Annotated in this window: 17 protein-coding genes, 1 tRNA gene and 1 pseudogene; 16 read left to right on the top strand and 3 right to left on the bottom strand. The window is 60.6% G+C overall.

Going from position 1 to position 20714, the window contains the following annotated elements; all coding sequences use genetic code 11:
- The first annotated feature begins 42 nt into the window (after positions 1-42).
- The 14 genes and pseudogenes from thrS to fecE all read left to right on the top strand — a co-directional run bounded on the left by thrS (position 43) and on the right by fecE (position 14038).
- Positions 43-1965 (top strand): threonine--tRNA ligase, encoded by a 1923-nt coding sequence (gene thrS / locus F0169_RS02950; RefSeq protein WP_152745448.1) that lies wholly within the window; start codon positions 43-45, stop codon positions 1963-1965.
- Positions 1965-2516, top strand: coding sequence for a translation initiation factor IF-3 (gene infC / locus F0169_RS02945; RefSeq protein WP_172979313.1), 552 nt, complete (start codon positions 1965-1967; stop codon positions 2514-2516). Before thrS ends, infC begins: the two co-directional genes overlap by 1 nt.
- 60 nt (positions 2517-2576) lie before the next feature.
- Entirely contained in the window at positions 2577-2771 is a 195-nt protein-coding gene (gene rpmI / locus F0169_RS02940; protein ID WP_002553160.1) for a 50S ribosomal protein L35, read from the top strand.
- A 29-nt stretch (positions 2772-2800) separates the two neighbouring features.
- Positions 2801-3157 carry a 50S ribosomal protein L20 gene (gene rplT, locus F0169_RS02935; RefSeq protein ID WP_053257052.1) on the top strand — a complete coding sequence of 119 codons (357 nt, stop codon included), beginning with the start codon at positions 2801-2803 and terminating at the stop codon, positions 3155-3157.
- Between the two features lie 109 nt (positions 3158-3266).
- Positions 3267-4283 carry a phenylalanine--tRNA ligase subunit alpha gene (gene pheS, locus F0169_RS02930; RefSeq protein WP_152745446.1) on the top strand — a complete coding sequence of 339 codons (1017 nt, stop codon included), beginning with the start codon at positions 3267-3269 and terminating at the stop codon, positions 4281-4283.
- A 26-nt stretch (positions 4284-4309) separates the two neighbouring features.
- Positions 4310-6687, top strand: a pseudogene (gene pheT / locus F0169_RS02925) (phenylalanine--tRNA ligase subunit beta).
- Positions 6688-6690: 3 nt separating this feature from the next.
- The gene (ihfA, locus tag F0169_RS02920) at positions 6691-6993 is read left to right on the top strand and encodes an integration host factor subunit alpha (RefSeq protein ID WP_002553164.1); all 303 of its coding nucleotides are present in this window, start codon (positions 6691-6693) and stop codon (positions 6991-6993) included.
- A complete protein-coding gene (locus F0169_RS02915) occupies positions 6974-7330 on the top strand; it encodes a MerR family transcriptional regulator (RefSeq protein WP_003219935.1) in 357 nt (118 codons plus the stop codon). The genes ihfA and F0169_RS02915 overlap by 20 nt, the downstream gene beginning before the upstream one ends.
- Positions 7331-7420: 90 nt before the next feature.
- A tRNA-Pro gene (locus tag F0169_RS02910) sits at positions 7421-7497 on the top strand.
- Between the two features lie 242 nt (positions 7498-7739).
- The gene (locus tag F0169_RS02905) at positions 7740-10145 is read left to right on the top strand and encodes a TonB-dependent receptor (RefSeq protein ID WP_152745444.1); all 2406 of its coding nucleotides are present in this window, start codon (positions 7740-7742) and stop codon (positions 10143-10145) included.
- 216 nt (positions 10146-10361) lie between these two features.
- The gene (locus F0169_RS02900) at positions 10362-11276 is read left to right on the top strand and encodes a Fe(3+) dicitrate ABC transporter substrate-binding protein FecB (protein WP_421555291.1); all 915 of its coding nucleotides are present in this window, start codon (positions 10362-10364) and stop codon (positions 11274-11276) included.
- A gap of 2 nt (positions 11277-11278) precedes the next feature.
- Positions 11279-12268: an iron-dicitrate ABC transporter permease FecC gene (fecC, locus tag F0169_RS02895; RefSeq protein WP_172979310.1), complete on the top strand. Its 990-nt coding sequence runs from the start codon at positions 11279-11281 to the stop codon at positions 12266-12268.
- The gene (locus F0169_RS02890; protein ID WP_152745439.1) at positions 12265-13233 is read left to right on the top strand and encodes a FecCD family ABC transporter permease; all 969 of its coding nucleotides are present in this window, start codon (positions 12265-12267) and stop codon (positions 13231-13233) included. The genes fecC and F0169_RS02890 overlap by 4 nt, the downstream gene beginning before the upstream one ends.
- Positions 13234-13237: 4 nt before the next feature.
- Positions 13238-14038 carry a Fe(3+) dicitrate ABC transporter ATP-binding protein FecE gene (gene fecE / locus F0169_RS02885; protein ID WP_152745437.1) on the top strand — a complete coding sequence of 267 codons (801 nt, stop codon included), beginning with the start codon at positions 13238-13240 and terminating at the stop codon, positions 14036-14038.
- A gap of 120 nt (positions 14039-14158) precedes the next feature.
- Here fecE and F0169_RS02875 read toward each other — a convergent pair whose 3' ends face one another.
- Genes F0169_RS02875 through F0169_RS02865 form a run of 3 tightly spaced genes read right to left on the bottom strand, consistent with a single transcriptional unit; the run spans position 14159 to position 18614 of the window.
- Positions 14159-15091: a sulfonate ABC transporter substrate-binding protein gene (locus tag F0169_RS02875; protein ID WP_152745433.1), complete on the bottom strand. Its 933-nt coding sequence runs from the start codon at positions 15089-15091 to the stop codon at positions 14159-14161.
- Positions 15088-16419, bottom strand: coding sequence for an LLM class flavin-dependent oxidoreductase (locus F0169_RS02870; protein ID WP_152745431.1), 1332 nt, complete (start codon positions 16417-16419; stop codon positions 15088-15090). The genes F0169_RS02875 and F0169_RS02870 overlap by 4 nt, the downstream gene beginning before the upstream one ends.
- Positions 16420-16421: 2 nt before the next feature.
- Positions 16422-18614 carry a TonB-dependent receptor gene (locus F0169_RS02865; protein ID WP_152745429.1) on the bottom strand — a complete coding sequence of 731 codons (2193 nt, stop codon included), beginning with the start codon at positions 18612-18614 and terminating at the stop codon, positions 16422-16424.
- Between the two features lie 206 nt (positions 18615-18820).
- Between F0169_RS02865 and F0169_RS02860 the strand changes: the two genes are divergently transcribed.
- Entirely contained in the window at positions 18821-19861 is a 1041-nt protein-coding gene (locus tag F0169_RS02860; RefSeq protein ID WP_152745427.1) for a LacI family DNA-binding transcriptional regulator, read from the top strand.
- 65 nt (positions 19862-19926) lie between these two features.
- Positions 19927-20577, top strand: a complete 651-nt coding sequence (locus F0169_RS02855; protein WP_058412095.1) for a TetR/AcrR family transcriptional regulator — start codon at positions 19927-19929, stop codon at positions 20575-20577.
- The last annotated feature ends 137 nt before the right edge of the window (positions 20578-20714 follow it).

Genomic DNA, 20714 nt, shown 5'->3' with positions numbered 1-20714 from the left:
ACGTGACCTTTGGTAGGGGTCACCACTAGGAGAGGAGGCGCCATGCCAACTATTACTCTTCCCGATGGCAGTCAACGTTCATTCGATCATTCGGTTTCTGTAGCCGAGGTCGCCGCATCCATTGGTGCAGGCCTGGCCAAAGCCACCGTGGCCGGCAAGGTCGACGGCAAGCTGGTTGACGCCAGTGACCTGATCACCGGTGACGCCAGCCTGCAAATCATCACGCCCAAGGATCAAGAGGGGCTCGAGATCATTCGCCACTCCTGCGCGCACCTGATTGGCCACGCGGTCAAACAGTTGTACCCGACGGCGAAAATGGTGATCGGCCCGGTCATTGATGAAGGCTTCTATTACGATATCGCCTATGAGCGTCCTTTTACTCCGGACGACATGGCCGCTATCGAGGCGCGCATGCACGCGCTGATCGAAAAAGATTACGACGTCATCAAGAAGGTCACGCCGCGCGCTGAAGTGATCGACGTGTTCACCGCGCGTGGTGAAGACTACAAATTGCGCCTGGTCGAAGACATGCCGGACGAGCACGCCATGGGCCTGTATTACCACGAAGAATACGTCGACATGTGCCGTGGCCCGCACGTGCCGAATACGCGCTTCCTCAAGTCGTTCAAGCTGACCAAGTTGTCCGGTGCCTACTGGCGCGGCGACGCGAAGAACGAGCAGTTGCAGCGGATCTACGGCACTGCCTGGGCGGATAAAAAGCAACTGGCTGCTTATGTGCAGCGCATCGAAGAAGCCGAAAAGCGCGACCACCGTAAAATCGGCAAGCGCCTGAACCTGTTCCACCTTCAGGAAGAAGCGCCGGGCATGGTGTTCTGGCACCCGAATGGCTGGACCCTGTACCAAGTGCTTGAGCAGTACATGCGCAAGGTTCAGCGCGACAACGGCTACCTGGAGATCAAAACTCCGCAGGTTGTTGACCGCAGCCTTTGGGAGAAATCCGGGCACTGGGCCAACTACGCCGACAACATGTTCACCACCCAGTCGGAAAACCGCGACTACGCCATCAAGCCGATGAACTGCCCGTGCCACGTGCAGGTATTCAATCAGGGCTTGAAGAGCTACCGCGAGTTGCCGCTGCGTCTGGCCGAGTTCGGTGCCTGCCACCGTAACGAGCCGTCCGGTGCACTGCACGGCATCATGCGTGTGCGTGGCTTTACGCAGGATGACGCCCACATCTTCTGCACAGAAGAGCAGATGCAGGCCGAGTCCGCTGCGTTTATCAAACTGACCATGGACGTGTACCGCGATTTCGGCTTCACCGAAGTCGAAATGAAGCTGTCCACTCGTCCGGAAAAACGTGTCGGTTCCGACGAGCTATGGGATCGCGCCGAAGCTGCATTGGCCGCAGCGCTTGATAGCGCGGGCCTTGCGTACGATCTGCAGCCGGGCGAGGGCGCCTTCTACGGTCCGAAAATCGAGTTCTCGCTGAAAGATTGTCTTGGTCGTGTCTGGCAATGTGGTACTTTGCAGCTCGATTTTAACCTGCCGATCCGTTTGGGGGCCGAATACGTCTCCGAAGATAACAGCCGTAAGCACCCGGTTATGCTGCATCGGGCGATCCTTGGCTCGTTTGAACGGTTCGTCGGTATCCTGATCGAGCACTACGAGGGTGCATTCCCTGCGTGGCTTGCTCCGACCCAGGCAGTGATCATGAATATCACTGATAAACAGGCAGATTTTGCGGCTGAAGTTGAAAAAACTCTCAACGAAAGCGGTTTTCGTGCCAAGTCCGACTTGAGAAATGAAAAGATCGGCTTTAAAATCCGTGAGCATACTTTGCTCAAGGTTCCCTATCTTTTGGTTATCGGAGATCGGGAAGTCGAGATGCAGACTGTCGCTGTGCGTACTCGTGAAGGTGCTGACCTGGGCTCTATGCCCGTCGCCCAGTTCGCTGAGTTCCTCGCGCAAGCGGTTTCCCGGCGTGGTCGCCCAGATTCGGAGTAATTATTATTAAGCGTGAAATGAGACAAGATAAACGAGCTGCACCGAAAGCCCCGATCAACGAGAATATCTCGGCACGCGAGGTTCGGTTAATTGGCGCTGACGGCGAGCAGATTGGCATCGTCTCGATTGATGAAGCGCTTCGTATTGCTGAAGAGTCCAAATTGGACCTGGTGGAAATTTCCGCCGATGCAATCCCACCTGTTTGTCGGGTGATGGACTACGGCAAATCGATCTTCGAAAAGAAGAAACAGGTTGCCGCAGCGAAGAAGAACCAGAAGCAGATTCAAGTAAAAGAAATCAAGTTTCGTCCAGGGACGGAGGAAGGGGATTACCAGGTAAAACTGCGCAACCTGGTACGTTTCCTGAGTGATGGGGACAGGGCCAAGGTATCCTTGCGATTCCGCGGCCGTGAGATGGCCCACCAGGAGCTGGGGATGGAACTCCTCAAGCGGGTTGAAGGTGACCTGCTCGAGTACGGTTCGGTCGAACAGCATCCTAAGATGGAAGGACGCCAGCTGATTATGGTCATCGCCCCGAAAAAGAAGAAGTAATCATCAGGGCACGGCAGGCCTTCTGATTATGTTTATCAACTGAATGCGGAGTATCCGAACATGCCAAAGATGAAGACTAAAAGTGGTGCTGCTAAGCGGTTTCTGAAAACTGCTAACGGTATCAAGCACAAGCACGCTTTCAAGAGCCACATCCTGACCAAAATGTCGACCAAGCGTAAGCGTCAACTGCGCGGTAGCAGCTTGCTGCATCCGTCTGACGTGGCAAAAGTCGAGCGCATGCTGCGCCTTCGTTAATTTTTGGATCAAGATAGAGGAAGTAACTCATGGCTCGTGTAAAGCGTGGCGTCATTGCCCGTAAACGTCACAAAAAAATTCTGAAACTCGCTAAAGGCTACTACGGCGCACGCTCACGCGTATTCCGTGTTGCCAAGCAAGCGGTAATCAAGGCAGGCCAATACGCCTACCGTGACCGTCGTCAGAAAAAACGTCAGTTCCGCGCTCTGTGGATCGCTCGTATCAACGCTGGTGCACGTGTTAACGGTCTGTCCTACAGCCGTTTCATCGCTGGCCTGAAAAAAGCGTCCATCGAAATCGACCGTAAGGTTCTGGCTGAACTGGCCGTGAACGATAAAGCGGTGTTTGCTGCGATTGTCGAGAAAGCTAAAGCCACCTTGGCTTAAGTACCCCCGACAGTCACCGTGGGCTGCTCCTGTAGCCCACGGTGGTAAACGTCATAAATAGGGGAAGAGCCTTCAAGCTCTTCCCCTATTTTGTATCTGGAGTCTGTACATGGAAAACCTCGACGCGCTCGTCGCTCAAGCCCTTGAGGCTGTGCAAAGCGCTGAAGATATCAATGCCCTGGAGCAAATCCGGGTTCACTACCTTGGCAAAAAGGGTGAATTGACTCAGGTGATGAAGACCCTGGGGAATTTGCCGGCCGATGAGCGCCCGCAAGTCGGCGCGCTGATCAACGTCGCCAAGGAGCGTGTCACAGAGGTTCTTAATGCGCGCAAGGCGTCGCTCGAGGAGGCCGATCTTGCGGCCAAGCTCGCCGCCGAGTCCATTGACGTGACCCTGCCTGGCCGCGGCCAAGCCTCGGGCGGCCTGCATCCGATCACTCGGACGCTGGAGCGTATCGAGCAGTTCTTCACCCACATTGGCTACGGCATTGCCGAAGGCCCTGAGGTCGAAGACGACTATCACAACTTCGAGGCGCTCAACATCCCAGGCCATCACCCGGCCCGGTCGATGCACGACACCTTCTATTTCAACGCCAACATGTTATTGCGCACCCATACCTCGCCGGTACAGGTTCGCACCATGGAAGCGAACAAGCCGCCGATCCGCATCGTCTGCCCAGGCCGTGTGTACCGTAGCGACTCCGATATTACCCACTCGCCGATGTTCCATCAGGTTGAAGGCCTGCTGGTTGATCGCGACATCAACTTCGCTGACCTCAAAGGCACCATCGAAGAGTTCCTGCGGGTGTTCTTCGAGAAAGAGCTGGCGGTGCGTTTTCGTCCCTCGTTCTTCCCGTTCACCGAGCCTTCCGCTGAAGTCGATATGGAATGCGTGATGTGCAGCGGTAAAGGCTGCCGCGTCTGCAAACAGACCGGCTGGCTGGAAGTGATGGGTTGCGGCATGGTTCACCCCAACGTGTTGCGTATGTCCGGGATCGACCCGGAAGAATTCTCGGGCTTTGCCTTCGGCATGGGCGTTGAGCGTCTGGCCATGCTGCGTTACGGCGTGAACGACTTGCGTCTGTTCTTCGACAACGACTTGCGGTTCCTCGCGCAATTTCGCTAGTCGTAACGAATCTTTAGGAGAGCAGGATGAAATTCAGTGAACAATGGCTGCGTGGCTGGGTAAGCCCGCAGGTAAGTCGCGACGAGCTGGTTGCGCGTCTGTCGATGGCCGGCCTTGAGGTCGATAGCGTGACGCCGGCCGCCGGTGTTTTCAGTGGCGTGGTAGTGGGCGAGGTGCTGAGCACCGAGCAGCACCCGGATGCCGATAAATTGCGCGTATGCCAGGTCAGCAACGGCGCGGAGACCTTTCAGGTCGTGTGCGGAGCGCCCAACGTGCGCCCGGGCCTGAAAATCCCGTTCGCAATGATCGGTGCCGAGCTGCCGGGCGACTTCAAAATCAAGAAGGCCAAGCTGCGCGGCGTCGAGTCCAATGGCATGCTGTGTTCCCAGGCCGAGCTGCAGGTGGGCGAGGGCAATGATGGCCTGATGGAACTGCCGGCCGACGCGCCAGTGGGCCAGGACATCCGCGTTTACCTGGAACTGGAAGACGCGAGCATTGAGGTTGACCTGACCCCGAACCGCGGCGATTGCCTGTCCCTGGCGGGCCTGGCGCGTGAAGTCGGTGCGTTGTACGACGCTCCGGTTACGCGCCCGGTGGTTGCCGCGGTGGCTGCGGTGCACGATGAAGTGCGCCCGGTCGACGTGCTGGCGCCCAACGCTTGCCCACGTTACTTGGGCCGTGTGATCCGAAATGTCGACCTGACCCAGCCAACCCCGCTGTGGATGGTTGAGCGTCTGCGTCGCGCGGACGTGCGCAGCATTGACGCCGCTGTCGACATCACCAACTACGTGATGCTGGAGCTGGGCCAACCGCTGCACGCCTTTGATCTCGCCGAAATCAACGGCGGTATCCGCGTACGCATGGCCGAGGAAGGCGAAAAGCTGGTGCTGCTCGACGGCCAGGAAGTCAGCCTGCGCGCCGACACCTTGGTGATCGCTGACCATTCCCGCGCCTTGGCGATTGCCGGCGTGATGGGTGGCGAGCACAGCGGCGTGTCCGCAACCACCCGTGACATCTTTCTCGAAAGCGCGTTCTTCGATCAAATCGCCATCGCCGGCAAGGCCCGCTCCTACGGCCTGCACACCGACGCTTCGCACCGCTACGAGCGTGGCGTGGACTGGCAATTGGCCCGTGAAGCCATGGAGCGCGCCACTGGCCTGCTGCTGGAAATCACCGGTGGTGAAGCCGGCCCGATCAGCGAAACCGTCAACGAGCAGTACCTGCCGTCGGTTGCACCGATCACCTGCGTGCCAAAGCCGTTGAGCAAATGCTTGGCCTGGTCATCGCGCCTGCGGAAATCGAGCAACTGCTGTCGGCACTCGGCCTCGGCATTTCTGCTGACGGCGCCGGGCAATGGCACGTTGAAGTGCCAAGCCATCGCTTCGATATCAGCCTGGAAGTCGACCTGATCGAAGAGCTGGCCCGCCTGTACGGCTACAACCGTTTGCCGGTCCGTTACCCGCAAGCGCGCCTGGCGCCGCAACCCAAAGCAGAAGCGCGTGCGCACCTGCCGGAACTGCGTCGCCTGCTGGTTGCGCGTGGTTACCAGGAAGCGGTGACCTACAGCTTCATCGATCCGAAGCAGTTCGAGCTGTTCAACCCCGGCGTTGAGCCGCTGCTGTTGGCCAACCCGATCTCCAACGACATGGCGGCCATGCGTTCGTCGCTGTGGCCAGGCTTGGTCAAAGCACTTTCGCACAACCTGAACCGTCAGCAAGATCGCGTGCGCATGTTCGAAAGCGGCCTGCGTTTCGTCGGCCAACTCGACGGCTTGCAGCAAGAACCGATGCTGGCTGGCGTGGTGTGCGGTAGCCGCCTGCCCGAAGGCTGGGCTCAGGGTCGCGATGCGGTGGACTTCTTCGACGTTAAAGCTGACGTGGAAGCGGTATTGGGTTTTGCCGGTGCACTGCATGACTTCACGTTTGTGCCGGGCAGCCACCCCGCCTTGCACCCAGGCCAGACCGCGCGTATCGAACGCGAAGGTCGCCTGGTGGGCTTCGTCGGCGCCATTCACCCGGAGCTGTCGAAAACCCTCGGTCTGGACCGTCCGGTGTTCGTGTTTGAGCTGGTATTGGCTGAAGTTGCTTCGGGCAAGATGCCTAAATTCAGCGAGTTGTCGCGCTTTCCGGAAGTGCGTCGCGACCTGGCCCTGATCGCCGACCGTGACGTCGCCGCCACTGCTGTTCTGGAGGTAATCCGTGAAAATGCAGGGGAATGGCTGACAGACCTCAGGCTATTTGACGTCTATCAGGGTAAAGGCATTGATCCGCATAGAAAAAGCCTTGCAGTCGGCTTGACCTGGCAGCATCCATCGCGCACTCTTAACGACGATGAGGTGAATACCACGACGCAAAATATCCTCACCTCGCTCGAACAAAGGTTAAACGCCACGTTAAGGAAGTGACGTATGGGGGCTTTGACGAAAGCTGAGATGGCGGAACGTCTGTACGAAGAGCTGGGTCTGAACAAACGCGAAGCCAAGGAATTGGTCGAGCTGTTTTTTGAAGAAATCAGGCACGCTCTGGAAGACAACGAACAGGTCAAATTGTCCGGTTTCGGCAATTTTGACCTGCGGGACAAACGCCAGCGGCCTGGCCGCAATCCAAAAACGGGAGAAGAAATCCCGATCACGGCTCGCCGTGTGGTCACCTTTCGTCCAGGGCAGAAGTTGAAGGCCCGAGTTGAGGCTTATGCTGGAACCAAGTCATAACGACGAGCTACCCGTCATCCCGGGCAAACGCTACTTCACCATTGGTGAAGTCAGCGAGCTGTGTGCGGTAAAACCGCACGTGCTGCGCTACTGGGAGCAGGAGTTTCCTCAACTCAACCCCGTCAAACGTACCGGGAACCGTCGGTATTATCAGCGCCAGGATGTGCTGATGATCCGACAGATCCGCGCGTTGTTGTACGACCAGGGTTTTACCATCAGCGGCGCACGCCAGCGTATGTCCGGTGATGAAGCCAAAGACGACACCACCCAATACAAACAAATGATCCGTCAGATGATCTCCGAACTCGAAGATGTGCTGGTGGTTCTGAAGAAATAACGGCAGCTTTTAAAATACTTCCACATTTCAAAAGCTTGCGGTATATTCCGGTTCGCTTCGTTGCGAAGCAAACCCAGTAACACGCCTAGTCGGGGCGTAGCGCAGTCCGGTAGCGCACTAGCATGGGGTGCTAGGGGTCGAGTGTTCGAATCACTCCGTCCCGACCATATAATTCAATGACTTAGCCCAATCTGAAAAGGTTGGGCTTTTTCATGTGGCAAGCTTTTAACGGAGTCAGCCTTATGCCGCTGACCGCCCGGCTATTTGCTGCGCGCCGTGCTCCAAGTGAATGGGTATGTACGTATCGGTAGCGCATTTTTAATGCCTCAAAATAAACGTCGAAGCCTGTCCCTTTTTTTCATCTCGCCGGTCATTCCAGGTAAGTGAATAAATTCGAGAGCTTCCTCCTATGTCCGCAGTTCCACCTTTGCGCTTGCGCCCGTTGCTGAACCTCAGCCTGATGCTAAGCCTCAGCGCCTGCCCGTTGTTCGTGCCCGTCAGTTATGCCGAAGACAGCGCCGCGCGCCGTAGCTACCAAGTGCCGGCCGGCAGCTTGAGTGCGGCATTGACTCGTTTTGCCGGGTTGGCAGGCGTCAATTTGTCGGTGGACCCGGCGTTGGTCAGCGGGCGCAGCAGCAGTGGTTTGTCTGGCGAGTACGCGGTGGAGGAGGGCTTTGCCCGTTTGCTGCAAGGCTCCGGCCTGCAATTGCAACCGGTCGGAGAGCAGGCGTACATGCTGATACCGGCCCCGGAGGGCGGCAGCCTGCAGTTGGCACCGACTTCAATCGTCGGCACTTCGGGGCTGGAGGGCGGCGATACCTACGCCGGTGGGCAAGTGGCGCGCCGGGGCTCGCAAGGCCTGTTGGGCTCGCGGGATTTTATGGACACGCCGTTCAGCATGACTACCTACACCGCCGATGCGGTGAAGAACCAGCAGGCGCGCACCCTTGGTGACCTGATCGCCAGCGACCCGTCGGTCCGCGCGACCAACCCGGCCGGTGGGCGTTATGAGCAGTTCACGATTCGCGGGTTCAGCCTGTTCAACAGCGATGTGGCCTACAACGGCCTCTACGGCGTGTTGCCGACTTACACCATCGACATGGAAATGGCCGAGCGCGTCGATGTGCTAAAAGGCCCGAACCAGTTGATCAACGGCATCTCGCCGCGCGGCAGTGTAGGCGGTGGAATCAACGTGGTGCCCAAGCGCGCCACCGACAAAGACATCAACTCGTTCACCGGCACCTGGGCGTCTGACAGCCAGGCCGGTGGCGCAGTGGATGTGGGCCGGCGTTTTGGCGAGGACAACCAGTTCGGCATTCGCTTTAACGGCGTCAAGCAGGCTGGCGATACTGAATGGGACCACCAGAGCGTCGACCGTGAGATGGCGGTCATCGGCCTGGATTTTCGCGGCGAGCGCTTGCGCCTCTCCACTGATATTGGCCACACCGAGCGCGACACCGATGCGCCGCAAGAGCGCGTGCAGGTCGGCGCGAATGCCAAGGTGCCGAGTGCCAATGAGGTGCACCGCAATTACGCGCAAAGTTGGAGCAAGGCCAGCACCAACGACACGTTCGGCACGCTTAACGGCGAGTTCGACCTCAGTGACAGCGTGATGCTGTATGGCGGCGTGGGCGCACGCGAGAGTCATCACGACTTCCTGCGCCATGCGGTGTCGGTCACCAATGACGCAGGTGATTTCAGCGTGCTGCCGCGTGATTTCACCCGCGACGAAAACGTGCGCACCGCCACGGCGGGCGTGCGCAGTTGGTTCCACACCGGGCCAGTCAGCCACGAGGTCAACCTGGCCGCCAGCTACTTCTACATGGACTTTGAAAACGGCGGCGCTCGCTACGCTGCGGCGCCGAGCAATTTGTACAACCCGGTGCAAACCCCGACGCCGTCGCGGCTTACGCGTTTCGATTCGAAGGTTTATACCGAGAACATGTTCAGTGGTGTGGCGCTCTCCGACACCTTGGGCTTTTTCGACGACCGCCTGCTGCTGACCTTGGGCGCGCGCTGGCAGCGTGTGAAAGTCGATGACTGGACCGATAACGTCAAAGGCGACACCGCCTATGACGAGGAAAAAGTCTCGCCCTCCGGCGGCATTCTATTCAAGGCCACCGACCGCTTGTCGCTGTACGCCAACTACATGGAAGGCTTGAGCCAGGGCAAGGTCGCACCGTCTACGTCGGTCAATGAAGATGAAATCTTCCCGCCGTTTATCAGCCGTCAGGTCGAGGTCGGCGCCAAGTATGATGCAGGCGCCTTCGCCGTGACCGCTGCGGTGTTTCGTATCAAACAGCCTGCTTATGAAACCAACGCCACCACGCGGGTGTTCGGGCCTAACGGCAAGCGACAAAACGATGGCGTGGAACTCAGCGTGTTTGGCGAACCGCTCAAGGGCGTGCGGCTGCTCGGAGGTGTGATGTACATCGACAGCGAACTGACCCACACCACCAACGGCACCTTCGACGGCAACCGCGCACCGGCCACACCCAAGTACAACGTCAACCTGGGTGCCGAATGGGACGTGCCGACCGTCGAAGGCCTGACGCTGACCAGCCGCGGCATCTACTCAAGCGCGCAGTACCTGGACACTGCCAACGTCAAAGAAATCGATGCCTGGAACCGCATCGACGTCGGCGCGCGCTACGCCTTCAAGGTCGACGACAAGCAGATTACCCTGCGCGCCAATGTCGAGAACGTCGCCGACAAGCGTTACTGGAGTTCGGCCGGGGCGTCGGATGACAGTGAGCCAGGTTTGACCCTGTCCACGCCGCGCACCTATTTACTCTCGGCCACTGTCGATTTCTAGAAGCCGCCCGAATGTGACAGTCGATCGCTCCCACGCGCTGCGTGGGAATGCATCCCGTTACGCTGCGCGTCACCTTGCATAACCCCTGCGACCGCAGCTGATCGGCGACGTGAATAGGAATGTTTTTTGATTGCTCCGCGCCGATATGGAATAGTACCCGCCGTTTTCCCAGGCCTGTCGCGCTTGGGTGTTTCAACGCCGAGGTTGTTCATGCGAATGCTGCGCTCCATCCCCACTCTTGCCGCCTGCCTTCTGGCGTTGTGTTCCAGCGTATTGAGCGCTGCGCCTATCGACCTCAATGACGGCCAACACGCGGTGCATCTGCCGGATGCGCCCAAGCGCGTGGTGGTGCTGGAGTTCTCCTTTCTCGACAGCTTGGCCGCGGTTGACGTAACGCCGGTAGGCGCCGCCGACGATGGCGATGCGAACCGGGTGTTGCCGCGCGTGCGCCAAGCCATCGGCGAGTGGAAGTCCGTGGGCCTGCGCTCGCAGCCGAGCATCGAGGAAATAGCCCGGCTTAAACCGGACTTGATTATTGCCGACCTCAATCGCCACCAGGCGTTGTACAGCGACTTGGCGAGTATTGCGCCGACCTTGTTGCTGCCCTCGCGGGGAGAGGATTACCAGGGCAGCCTGAAATCCGCCGAGCTGATCGGCCAGGCCGTGGGCAAAAGCGCGCAGATGCAGGCGCGCATCGCACAGAACCGTGAGCACCTGAAGAGCATTGCGCAGCAGATCCCGGCCGGTGCCAGCGTGTTGTTCGGTGTGGCGCGCGAAGACAGCTTTTCGGTGCACGGCCCCGACTCTTATGCCGGCAGCGTGCTCGAAGCCATTGGTCTGAAAGTACCGTCTGTGCGTGCCAAAGCTGCGCCGACTGAGTTCGTCAGCCTGGAACAATTGCTCGCGCTGGATCCGGGTTGGTTGCTGGTTGGTCACTACCGCCGCCCAAGCATCGTCGACACTTGGAGCAAGCAGCCGTTGTGGCAAGTGCTCGGCGCGGTGCGCAACCAGCACGTGGCCGAGGTCGATGGCGACAGTTGGGCGCGCAACCGGGGCGTGTTGGCCTCGGAGCAAATCGCAGAAGACGCGCTGGCGATTCTTAAAGGCGGCAAAGCCGTATTGAGCCAGTAACCGTGCAGCGCAGTTTCGCCGCAGCAGGCATTGTGCTGCTGGGGGCCGTGTTGTTCTGGTACTCGCTGTTCAGTTGGTCGCCGTTTGTGATCACCCCGGCGGATGCCTGGAATGGCTTGATTCACCAAGGCCACGAAGGCGGCAATATGGCTTATATCGTCGCCCAATTACGCGTGCCGCGTGCGCTGTGCGCAGGCTTGGTGGGCGCCTGCCTGGGGCTGGCCGGCGCGCTGATGCAAGGCATTACCCGCAACCGCCTGGCATCGCCTTCTTTATTTGGCGTGACGGCAGGGGCGGCGTTGGGATTGGCGTTGTTTTCGACCGGCCTGGTGGCGCCACCCTTTGCCGGTGGTGCGCTGTTGATGACCTGCGTGGGCGGCGCGCTGGCCTGGGTCACGGTGTTCAGCCTCGGCGGCGCCTGGTCGCCGACCACCGCCCAAGGCCGTTTGGTATTGGCCGGTGTGGCGGTTGCCGCATTGTGCGCGGCATTGACCCGGCTCAGCGTGATTCTGGTCGAGGCGCAGGCACAAAGCGTGCTGAACTGGCTGGCCGGCTCGCTGGCCAACGTCGGTGCAGCGCAGGTGCAATTGCTCTGGCCCTGCACCTTGATCGGCGGTTTGTGGGCGCTCTGGTGTGCGCCGCGCCTGAACCTGATCAACCTCGGTGAAGACGCCGCGCGCTCGCTGGGCGTCGGCATCGCCAGCCTGCGTTTGCAGGTGTTTGTCGCCAGCTTGTTGCTGGTCGGCGCCAGTGTCTGCGCGGTCGGGCCGATTGGGTTCGTCGGGCTGATTGCGCCGAATATCCTGCGCCAGTTTCTGGGTAACGACTACCGCTGGCTGATCCCGCTGAGTGCGGCGCTGGGCGCGGTAATCGTGCTGGCCGCCGACCTGCTCAGTCGCGCCGTGGCCTTCCCGGTGGAGACACCGGCCGGTGTGGTGACTGCACTGATCGGCGCGCCGTTCTTTCTGTTTCTTGCCAGGCGCGCGTTATGAGCCGGCCACGCTTGCGCTTATGGCTGCTGCTCGGTCTGTTGCTGGTGGCGACCTTTGTCAGCCTCAGCGCCGGCACGCTGTGGCTCAAACCTGCAACGGTGCTGGAGCGCCTGTTGGCGCATGACGCGCTCGACTTTGAAGTGTGGAACCATCGCCTGCCGCGTAGCGTGATTGCGATTCTCGCCGGCTGCGCTTTCGGCCTGGCCGGGGCGATTGTGCAGGGAGTGATTCGTAACCCGCTGGCCTCACCGGAAATTCTCGGTGTGAGCCAAGGCGCAGGGCTGGCGCTGACCGTGGCGATCATCAGTTGGCCGCAGTTGCCGATTGCCTGGCTGCCACTGGTGGCCTGCCTCGGCGGCGCCGGTGGGGCGTTACTGCTGGTGTTGTATAACAGCGGCGTGAGTTTCTCCGGTGTGCGTTTTGCGCTGTCGGGGGTGGCGATTGCGGTGACCTTGTCCAGCGTCACCGAGTTTCTGATTTTGTCGCACCCACTGGACATCAACACCGCGTTGCTCGCGCTGACCGGCAGCCTGTGGAGCCGCAATTGGCAGCATGTGGTGCTGGTGCTGCCGTTTCTGCTGCTGATTCCGTTGGGGCTGTGCCTGGCCAAGCCGCTGAACCTGATCGCCCTTGGCGACGAAGCGGCCCACAGCTTGGGTACCGCGCTGAGCCGCACACGCTGGCTGGCGATGGCCTGCGCGGTGCTGCTCACCAGCTTGGGCGTGGGCGTGATCGGGCCGATTGGTTTTATTGGCCTGGTTGCGCCGCACATGGCACGCCGCCTGGTAGGCGGGCATCACCAGTACTTGCTGCCGGCCGCCATGCTGATTGGCGCGTTGTTGCTGGTACTCGCCGACACCCTTGGGCGCACGTTGATCGCGCCCAGCGAAATCCCTGCGGGGGTGCTCACGGCGGTGATTGGTGCGCCGTATTTTCTTTGGTTGCTGGCACGGTTCAAGGGCTGATGACATGAGTATTCTAAAGGCGCATCAACTCGACATTGGCTACGGCGCCACGCGCATCGTGCAAGGTTTGTCGTTTGCGCCGCCGCCGGGGCAAGTCACTGCGTTGATCGGGCCGAACGGGTGCGGCAAGTCGACCTTGCTCAAGGCGTTCGCGCGCATTCTAAAGCCCACGCAGGGCGAACTGACCCTGCAAGGTCAAGCTTACGCCAGCCTGTCGGCCCGCCAGTTAGCCCAGCAGATTGCGTTTTTGCCGCAGGTGCTGCCCGTGCCCGAAGGTGTCAGCGTGCGCCAGTTGGTCGCGTACGGCCGCAGCCCGCATAACTCATTGTGGGGGCGCCTGAGTGGCAGTGATCAAGCCCATGTGACCCAAGCCATGCAGCGCCTGGAGCTGGACACGCTGGCCGACCGGGCGCTGGCGGACTTGTCCGGTGGCCAGCGCCAGCGCGCGTGGCTGGCGATGGTATTGGCGCAGAATGCGCCGGTGGTGTTGCTCGATGAACCGACCACGTACCTCGACATCAGCCACCAGGTTGAACTGCTCGACCTGATGCGCGAACTGGCCGCCGAAGGCAAAACCGTGATTACCGTGTTGCACGACATTAACCAGGCCTGCCGCTACGCCGACCACCTGGCAGTGATGCACGCCGGCAAGCTGGTCGCCGATGGCGCACCGGCGGCGGTGATCAGTGCCGAGCTGATGCGTCAGGTATTCGATGTGCAGGTGCGGATCATGCTTGAACCGGTGGCCGGCACCCCGATGTGCCTCGTAGAGAAAAGCACCCGACCGCAGGCCGAACACTGTTAAGTGGTTGGATCAAAAGCGCTTTTTGTGGGAACGGGCTTGCTCGCGATGGCGGTGTGTCAGTTGAAAAATACTTATCTGACACACCGCTATCGCGAGCAAGCCCACTCCCACCGTTGAATCTCAGTTGCCCTGGGCTCTCCACACCGCCTTTTTCACCTCGATCTGCTTGGGCAGTAACCGGTTCTGGTAAAACAGATCGGCCGTCGCCTGTTGCGCCTGGATGATCGTGTCGTCAATCGGCAGGATCGGCGATGGCGGGCGGTTATCCATATAGCGCGCAATGACCTCGGCGGGCAGGCCCATAAACCCTGTGAGTACCTTGAGGCTGTCGTCACGCTGGCTACGCGTGAGGGCTTCAGCGGCGCTGAGTTCATCCAGCACGTCGTGGATAAATACGCCATTGGCCTGGGCATACTCGCGCCGTGCGGTATACACCGGCCCCGACAACCCCAAGCCTTCGCCATTGGCCAGCACACGGCTCGGGCTTTGGCTCAAGGCGAGTGACGAATAGGGCTCCCAGATCGCCCAGGCATCGACGCTGCCTTGCTCAAACGCGGCCCGTGCATCCGCGGGCGGCAAGTACACCGGCTGAATATCCTTGTAACTCAGGCCAGCTTTATTCAGCGCCCGCAGGATCACGTTGTGGGAGCTGGAGCCTTTCTGAAAAGCGACTTTTTTGCCCTTAAGGTCCGCGACCGAATGCAGCGGGCTGTCGTTGCGCACCAGTATCGTTTCCGCAGTCGGTTTGGGCGGTTCGGCGCCGATGTACACAAGGTCGGCACCGGCGGCTTGGGCGAACAGGGGAGGGATGTCGCCGGTCGAGCCCACATCCAGCGCGCCCACGTTGAGGGCTTCGAGCATCTGTGGACCGGCGGGGAATTCAACCCATTTCACCGCGGTCTGCGGGAAGCGTTTTTCCAGCAGGCCATGTTCCTTGGCGAGCACCAAGGCGATTGAGCCTTTCTGGTAGCCGATACGCAGGGCGGCCGGGTCGGCCGCGAGTGCGGTGTGCGTCACGGCCAGCAGGGCCAGCAACAGCGCGGGGATTTTCATGGCTGTACCTCTTTAAAACGATTTTTCGGGCGCGCCAAACCGAGGTTTTCGCGCAGCGTGCTGCCGGTGTATTCGGTGCGGAACAGGCCGCGGCGTTGTAATTCGGGCACCACCCACTGCGCAAAGTCCTCAAGCCCGCCCGGCAGGTGCGGCACGAGGATATTGAAGCCATCGGCGGCGCCGTTTTCAAACCAGCGCTGCAACTCGTCGGCGATCTGCGCAGGCGTGCCAATCAGGCTGTAATGCCCGCGCCCGCCGGCAATCCGCCGACCCAATTGCGCCAGCGTCAGTTGCTCGCGGTCCGCCAACTCGCTGAGCAGTTGTTGGCGGCTGCGCTGGCCGCTGTCGGTCAATGGCAGCGCCGGCAGCGGCCCGTCGAGCGGGTAGCCGGACAGGTCAAAATTGCCCAGCATGCGGCCCAGCAAGGCCACGCCCACTGCGGGCTCCACCAGTTGCTGGAACGCGTCGAACTTTGCCTGTGCCTGTGCCTCGGTGTGCCCGACCACGACAAACACGCCGGGCATTATTTTCAGCGAATCGGCCTCACGCCCGTACTGGCCCAGACGGCCCTTGATGTCGGCGTAAAACGCCTGCGCGTTGGCCAACGAGGTTTGCGCGGTAAACACCACTTCGGCGGTCTGCGCCGCCAACTCACGGCCGGCTTCTGAAGAACCGGCCTGCACGATCACCGGCTGGCCCTGCGGCGAGCGCGCGACGTTCAGCGGGCCTTTGACCCGGAAGTGTTCGCCGACGTGATCCAGCACATGCCGTTTCGCCGGGTCGTAGTAGCGGCCGCTGGCCTTGTCGCGCACAAACGCGTCGTCTTGCCAACTGTCCCACAGCCCCGTCACCACCTGATGAAATTCCCGCGCGCGGGTGTAGCGTTCGCCGTGGCCGAGGTGTTCATCGCGGCCAAAATTCTGCGCTTCGGCGGCGTTGTCCGAGGTCACCAGGTTCCAGCCCGCGCGCCCGCCGGACAAGTGATCCAGCGAGGCGAATTTGCGCGCCACGTGGTAGGGCTCGTTGTAGGTGGTGGTGGCGGTGGCGATCAGGCCGATGTGGTCCGTCACCGCGCTGAGCGCCGAGAGCAAGGTGAGCGGCTCAAAGTGGTCCGAGCGCGCCATGTGGCTGGCGACGTCGCCGGTGGCGGCGGCGATGCTGTCAGCCACGAACAGCGCATCAAACCTGGCCGCTTCGGCGACGTGCGCCAAGTGCTTGTAGTGGGCGAAATCCAACCCGGCATTCGCCGGCACGTCCGGGTGGCGCCAGGCGGCGACGTGGTGCCCGGTGGCCATCAGAAAGGCGCCGAGTTTCAGTTGACGGCTCATGCTTAAAAATCCTTGCGCAGTTGCACGCCGAAGTAACGCTCATCGTCACGCGGTACGGCGCGGTAGATAGAGTTGCCGCCGGTGGCCAGCATGGGTGAGTAGGACTTGTCGGCGAGGTTCTTCGCCAGCAGCGCCACACGCCAGCCATTGTTGTAGTCGGCCAGGGCCACGCTGGCATTCCAGATGCCGTAGGCGCCTTGTTGGGTGTCCAGGTTCTGGCTGATGTCGTATTGCACCTCGCTCTGCCAGCTGTAGTCGGTGCCCAGTTCGATGTCCAGGCCGTTATCCAGCGGGATACTGTAGTCGGCGCGCACGTAGCTTTTCCAGTCCGGGCTGTAGGGCAGCGGCTTGCCATTCACGTTGCACGTAGACGCCGCGCCTGGCGGGCAGGCGAACTCGTCGATGCGCGCACGGGTGTAGGCAAGGGCGCCGGAGAGCTTGAGTTGCTGGGTGGCCTGCAACGCGTAATCCAGCTCGACGCCTTCAGTGCTGACGCTGCCGGCGTTGATCAGGCGCGTCACCACTTGGCCGGCGACGGTGTCGAAAAAGTTGGCCTGGTAGTTGTCGTAGTCGCTGTGGAATACCGCAAGGTTGGTGGTCAGGCGATTGTTCCAGGCGGTGGCTTTGATGCCGGCTTCCCAGGTGTTGGAAGTCTCTGGCTTGAGCGCGTCGGTGTCGCGCGGCTGCATGTTGAAAAACACGTTGTACGCAGGGCCTTTGTAGCCGCGCGAATAGGTCAGGTAGCTGGTGATGGTGTCGCTGATGTCATATTGCACGCCGAGTCGGCCCGACCAGCCGTCTTCATCCACCGAGCCCGAGCTGCTGGTGGCCGGTTGAATGCCGCTGACCGTGGTGGCGGAGGTAGATACGCGGCTGTGGTCGTATTTCAGGTCATCGTGGGTATAGCGCAGGCCGGCGATGCCGCGAAAGCGCGAGGTGAAATTCAGCGTGGTCTCGCCGAACGCGGCGTAACTGTCGCTGGTGGTGCTGTAGTCGGCAATGCCACGGTCGGTGCGCGTGGTGGTAGTGAGCGTGCGCTGGTAGGTTTCCTGGTCCTTGCCGTGCATGTAGAACAGGCCACCGACGTATTCCAGAAACTCACCTTTGGGCGACGCCAGGCGCACTTCCTGGGAGTACTGGTCGAACGCCAAATCACCCTTGTCGGCGGTGCCGGGGAAGGCTGCGGTCACGCTGCCGAGACGGTCGCCGTCCTGGTACTGCGTGTTGTCCCAGCCCCGCCAGGCGGTGATCGAGGTCAGGGTGTAGTCACCGAGGTTCCAGTCAAGCTGGGCGGACAAGCCCTTGTTGGTGTCTTCGACATGGCTACGCGTGTCGGTGTTGATAGCGCGGTTGTCGCTGGACGCCCGCACCGGGCTCAGTGCGTTGCTGAACGCCGGGCTCAGCGACTTGCTGACCACACCGTTCGGTGCGTCGTCGTGCGACTGCATGTAGTCGGCGATCAGGGTCAGCTTCACGTCGTCATTGGGGGTGAATTCCAATTTGCCGCGGATACCCTTGTGGTTGTAGCCGTTGACCTCCTGGCCGTTGTTTTTGTTGTCGACATTGCCGTCATAGCTGCCGAACAAGGTGCTGATCGAGCCCTTGAGCACGTCCGGCACCAAGCTGCCGCCGATGCCGAAACGGGTACGGCTTTCATTGCCGCTGTAGTACGACTGGTCGATATAACCATGGGTCTCGGCGGTAGGCGCTTTGCTGGTGATGTTCAGCACACCGGCCGACGCGTTCTTGCCGAACAGTGTGCCTTGCGGGCCACGCAATACTTCGATGCGTTCCAGGTCCAGCAGGTCGAGGGTGGCCTGGCCGGGGCGCGCATACACCACGCCGTCGATCACGGTGGCCACGGTCGGCTCGACGCCGGGGGAGGTGGAAATGGTGCCCACGCCGCGCACGAACAACGACGTGTCCTTGTTCGACGCGCCGGTGCGAAAATTTAGCGACGGCACCTGTTGCGCGATGCTCGCCACGCCGGTGCGGTTGTCGCGCTCCAGTTGTTCGCCATCGAGTACCGACACCGCCACCGGCACTTTTTGCAGCGACTCTTCGCGGCGGGTGGCCGTGACGGTGACCGGCTTGAGCGTGAGTTCCGGCTCATCGGCGGCAAATGCGCCCGGCAGCGGGAGTGCGGTCAGGCCGGCCAGAAGCAATAAATGAGTGTGACGTGGAAAATTGTGCATGCTGTGCCCGTTCAAAAAATGCCCTGATCCGCTGCGGTTCTGCGACCGTCAGCGCCTGTGTGACTGTCTTGGGCATTCGCTCGAGCGAGTAGCAGACAACGCGCTTTGTTAGCGCTAACATCGGCATTATTGGTAGGTCTGGTTTAGAGCGTCAAATACTAAAAAATTAGTCCTATATTCTTTTTTGTTTCTAGCAGGACTGTCCCTTGAGCGAAGACAAACCGCGCAAACGCCGTGGCGCAGGCCGTGTCACCCTCAGCACCGTGGCGCGGCAGGCCGGCGTGTCGGCGATCACCGTGTCGCGCTACTTCAACCAGCCGGAGCAGGTCTCGCCGCAGCGGCGCCAACGCATTGCGGCCGTGGTCGCCGAGCTGGGTTATGTGCCCAACCTGGTGGCCGGTGGGCTGGCGTCGGCGCGCGGCAGAATCGTCGCGATGGTGATCCCGAACATTTCCGGGCCGATCTTTGCCAACACGCTTCAGGGTTTCAGCGACACGCTCAGCCGCCATGGCTATCAATTGCTGTTGGCTTCGAGCTACTTCAGCGTCGAGCAGGAAGAAAGCGCGGTGCGCGCGTTCCTCGGTTGGTCGCCTGCGGCGCTGGTACTCACTAGCCGCTTCCACAGCGCCGGCACTGAAAAGATGATCGCAGAAGTGGATATTCCGGTGGTCGAAACCTGGGACTACGTGCCCGAGCGTGAGCCACTGCAGATCGGTTTTTCGCATTATGAGGTGGGCGTCACCGCCGCGCGTTATCTGCATGGCAAGGGCTACCGGCGCATCGCTTTCGTGCAGAACAGCGTGGCCGGCGACTTCAGCGCGCTGGAGCGGCGTGATGGTTATGCCGCGACCGTTACCGCGCTGGGTTTGCAGCCTTGGGTATTCGTGCCAAACGCCGAGCACGCGCCGTTCGAAGCGGGCAAACAAGCGATGCAAGCGTTGATGGCCGATGCCACGCCGCCGGATGCAATCATCTTCGCCAACGACAACCTGGCGGCCGGTGGCTTGCTGGCCGGGCAGCGTGCCGGGCTGAACATCCCGCAAGACTGCGCGGTGCTCGGCTTTGGTGATTACCCGTTTGCCGAAATGCTCCTGCCGAGCCTCAGCACCATCAAGCCGCCTGCGCTGGAGATCGGTGTGCTCGCGGCAACCCGCGTGCTGCAAAGCCTTGGCGTATTGCCGCTGCAGGATGACGTGCAGCGCTTGAACCTGCTCGAATGCCGCTTGATCGAGCGCGAGAGCACCTGAGGTTTATTTGCGGCGCTTGGTCAATTTGGATACGGTGCAGGCCTGCCCCAAAAAAGGACTTTTCCATGACCGATCCACTCGCGCCTGCGCCGATCAAGACTCGCCGTGCGCCCAAAGGTGAAAAACGCCGCGAAGAGCTGCTGGACGCAGCCTTGCAGGTCTTTTCCCTCGAAGGTTACAGCGGTGCGTCAGTGGCCCAAGTGGCGGCCATTGCCGGCATTTCCGTGGCCGGCCTGCTGCATCATTTTCCAAGCAAAATTTCATTACTGATGGGCGTGCTGCAACGTCGCGACGAAGTTAATCAACGCATTGCCGATCAAGTGCGGGCCGAGAAGTCACTGACAGGGTTGCTGGGCAGCCTGCGCGCGATCAACCGCTCAAACGCAACCGCGCCGGGGGTGGTGCGGGCCTTCACGATTTTAAACGCCGAAAGCTTGCTCGACACCCAACCTGCCTGGGCCTGGTTTCAGGAACGTTATGCGGGCATTCAGCGGCGCCTGCGCGGGCAGTTCGCTGACTTGGTGGCGATGGGCGAAGTACGCGGGGATGTTGACTTGGCGGGGCTGGTCGAGGAGATCCTCGCCATGATGGATGGCTTGCAGATCCAGTGGCTGCGGTTTCCCGAGCAGGTAGACCTGGTGGCGCGGTTTGATACGTATCTGGCGCGGGTCGAGGCGGCGATCAGAACCCAACCACCTGAGCCGAATACGGCGTGAAAAAAGGGTTCTTCACGCAATTTCGGCGAAGACGCAAACTGGAACGCCGATTTGATTGATGCTGTTCGTGCGAGCAAATACCTCAAAAAAACCGGCGTTCTGTGTGGGTTCAGATCATCGAATCAATATCAAACGGG

The sequence above is a fragment of the Pseudomonas kitaguniensis genome (assembly GCF_009296165.1).
GTDB lineage: Bacteria > Pseudomonadota > Gammaproteobacteria > Pseudomonadales > Pseudomonadaceae > Aquipseudomonas > Aquipseudomonas kitaguniensis.
The sequence above is the reverse complement of the archived record's forward strand: the minus strand, read 5'-3'. Positions and strand labels throughout refer to the sequence as shown.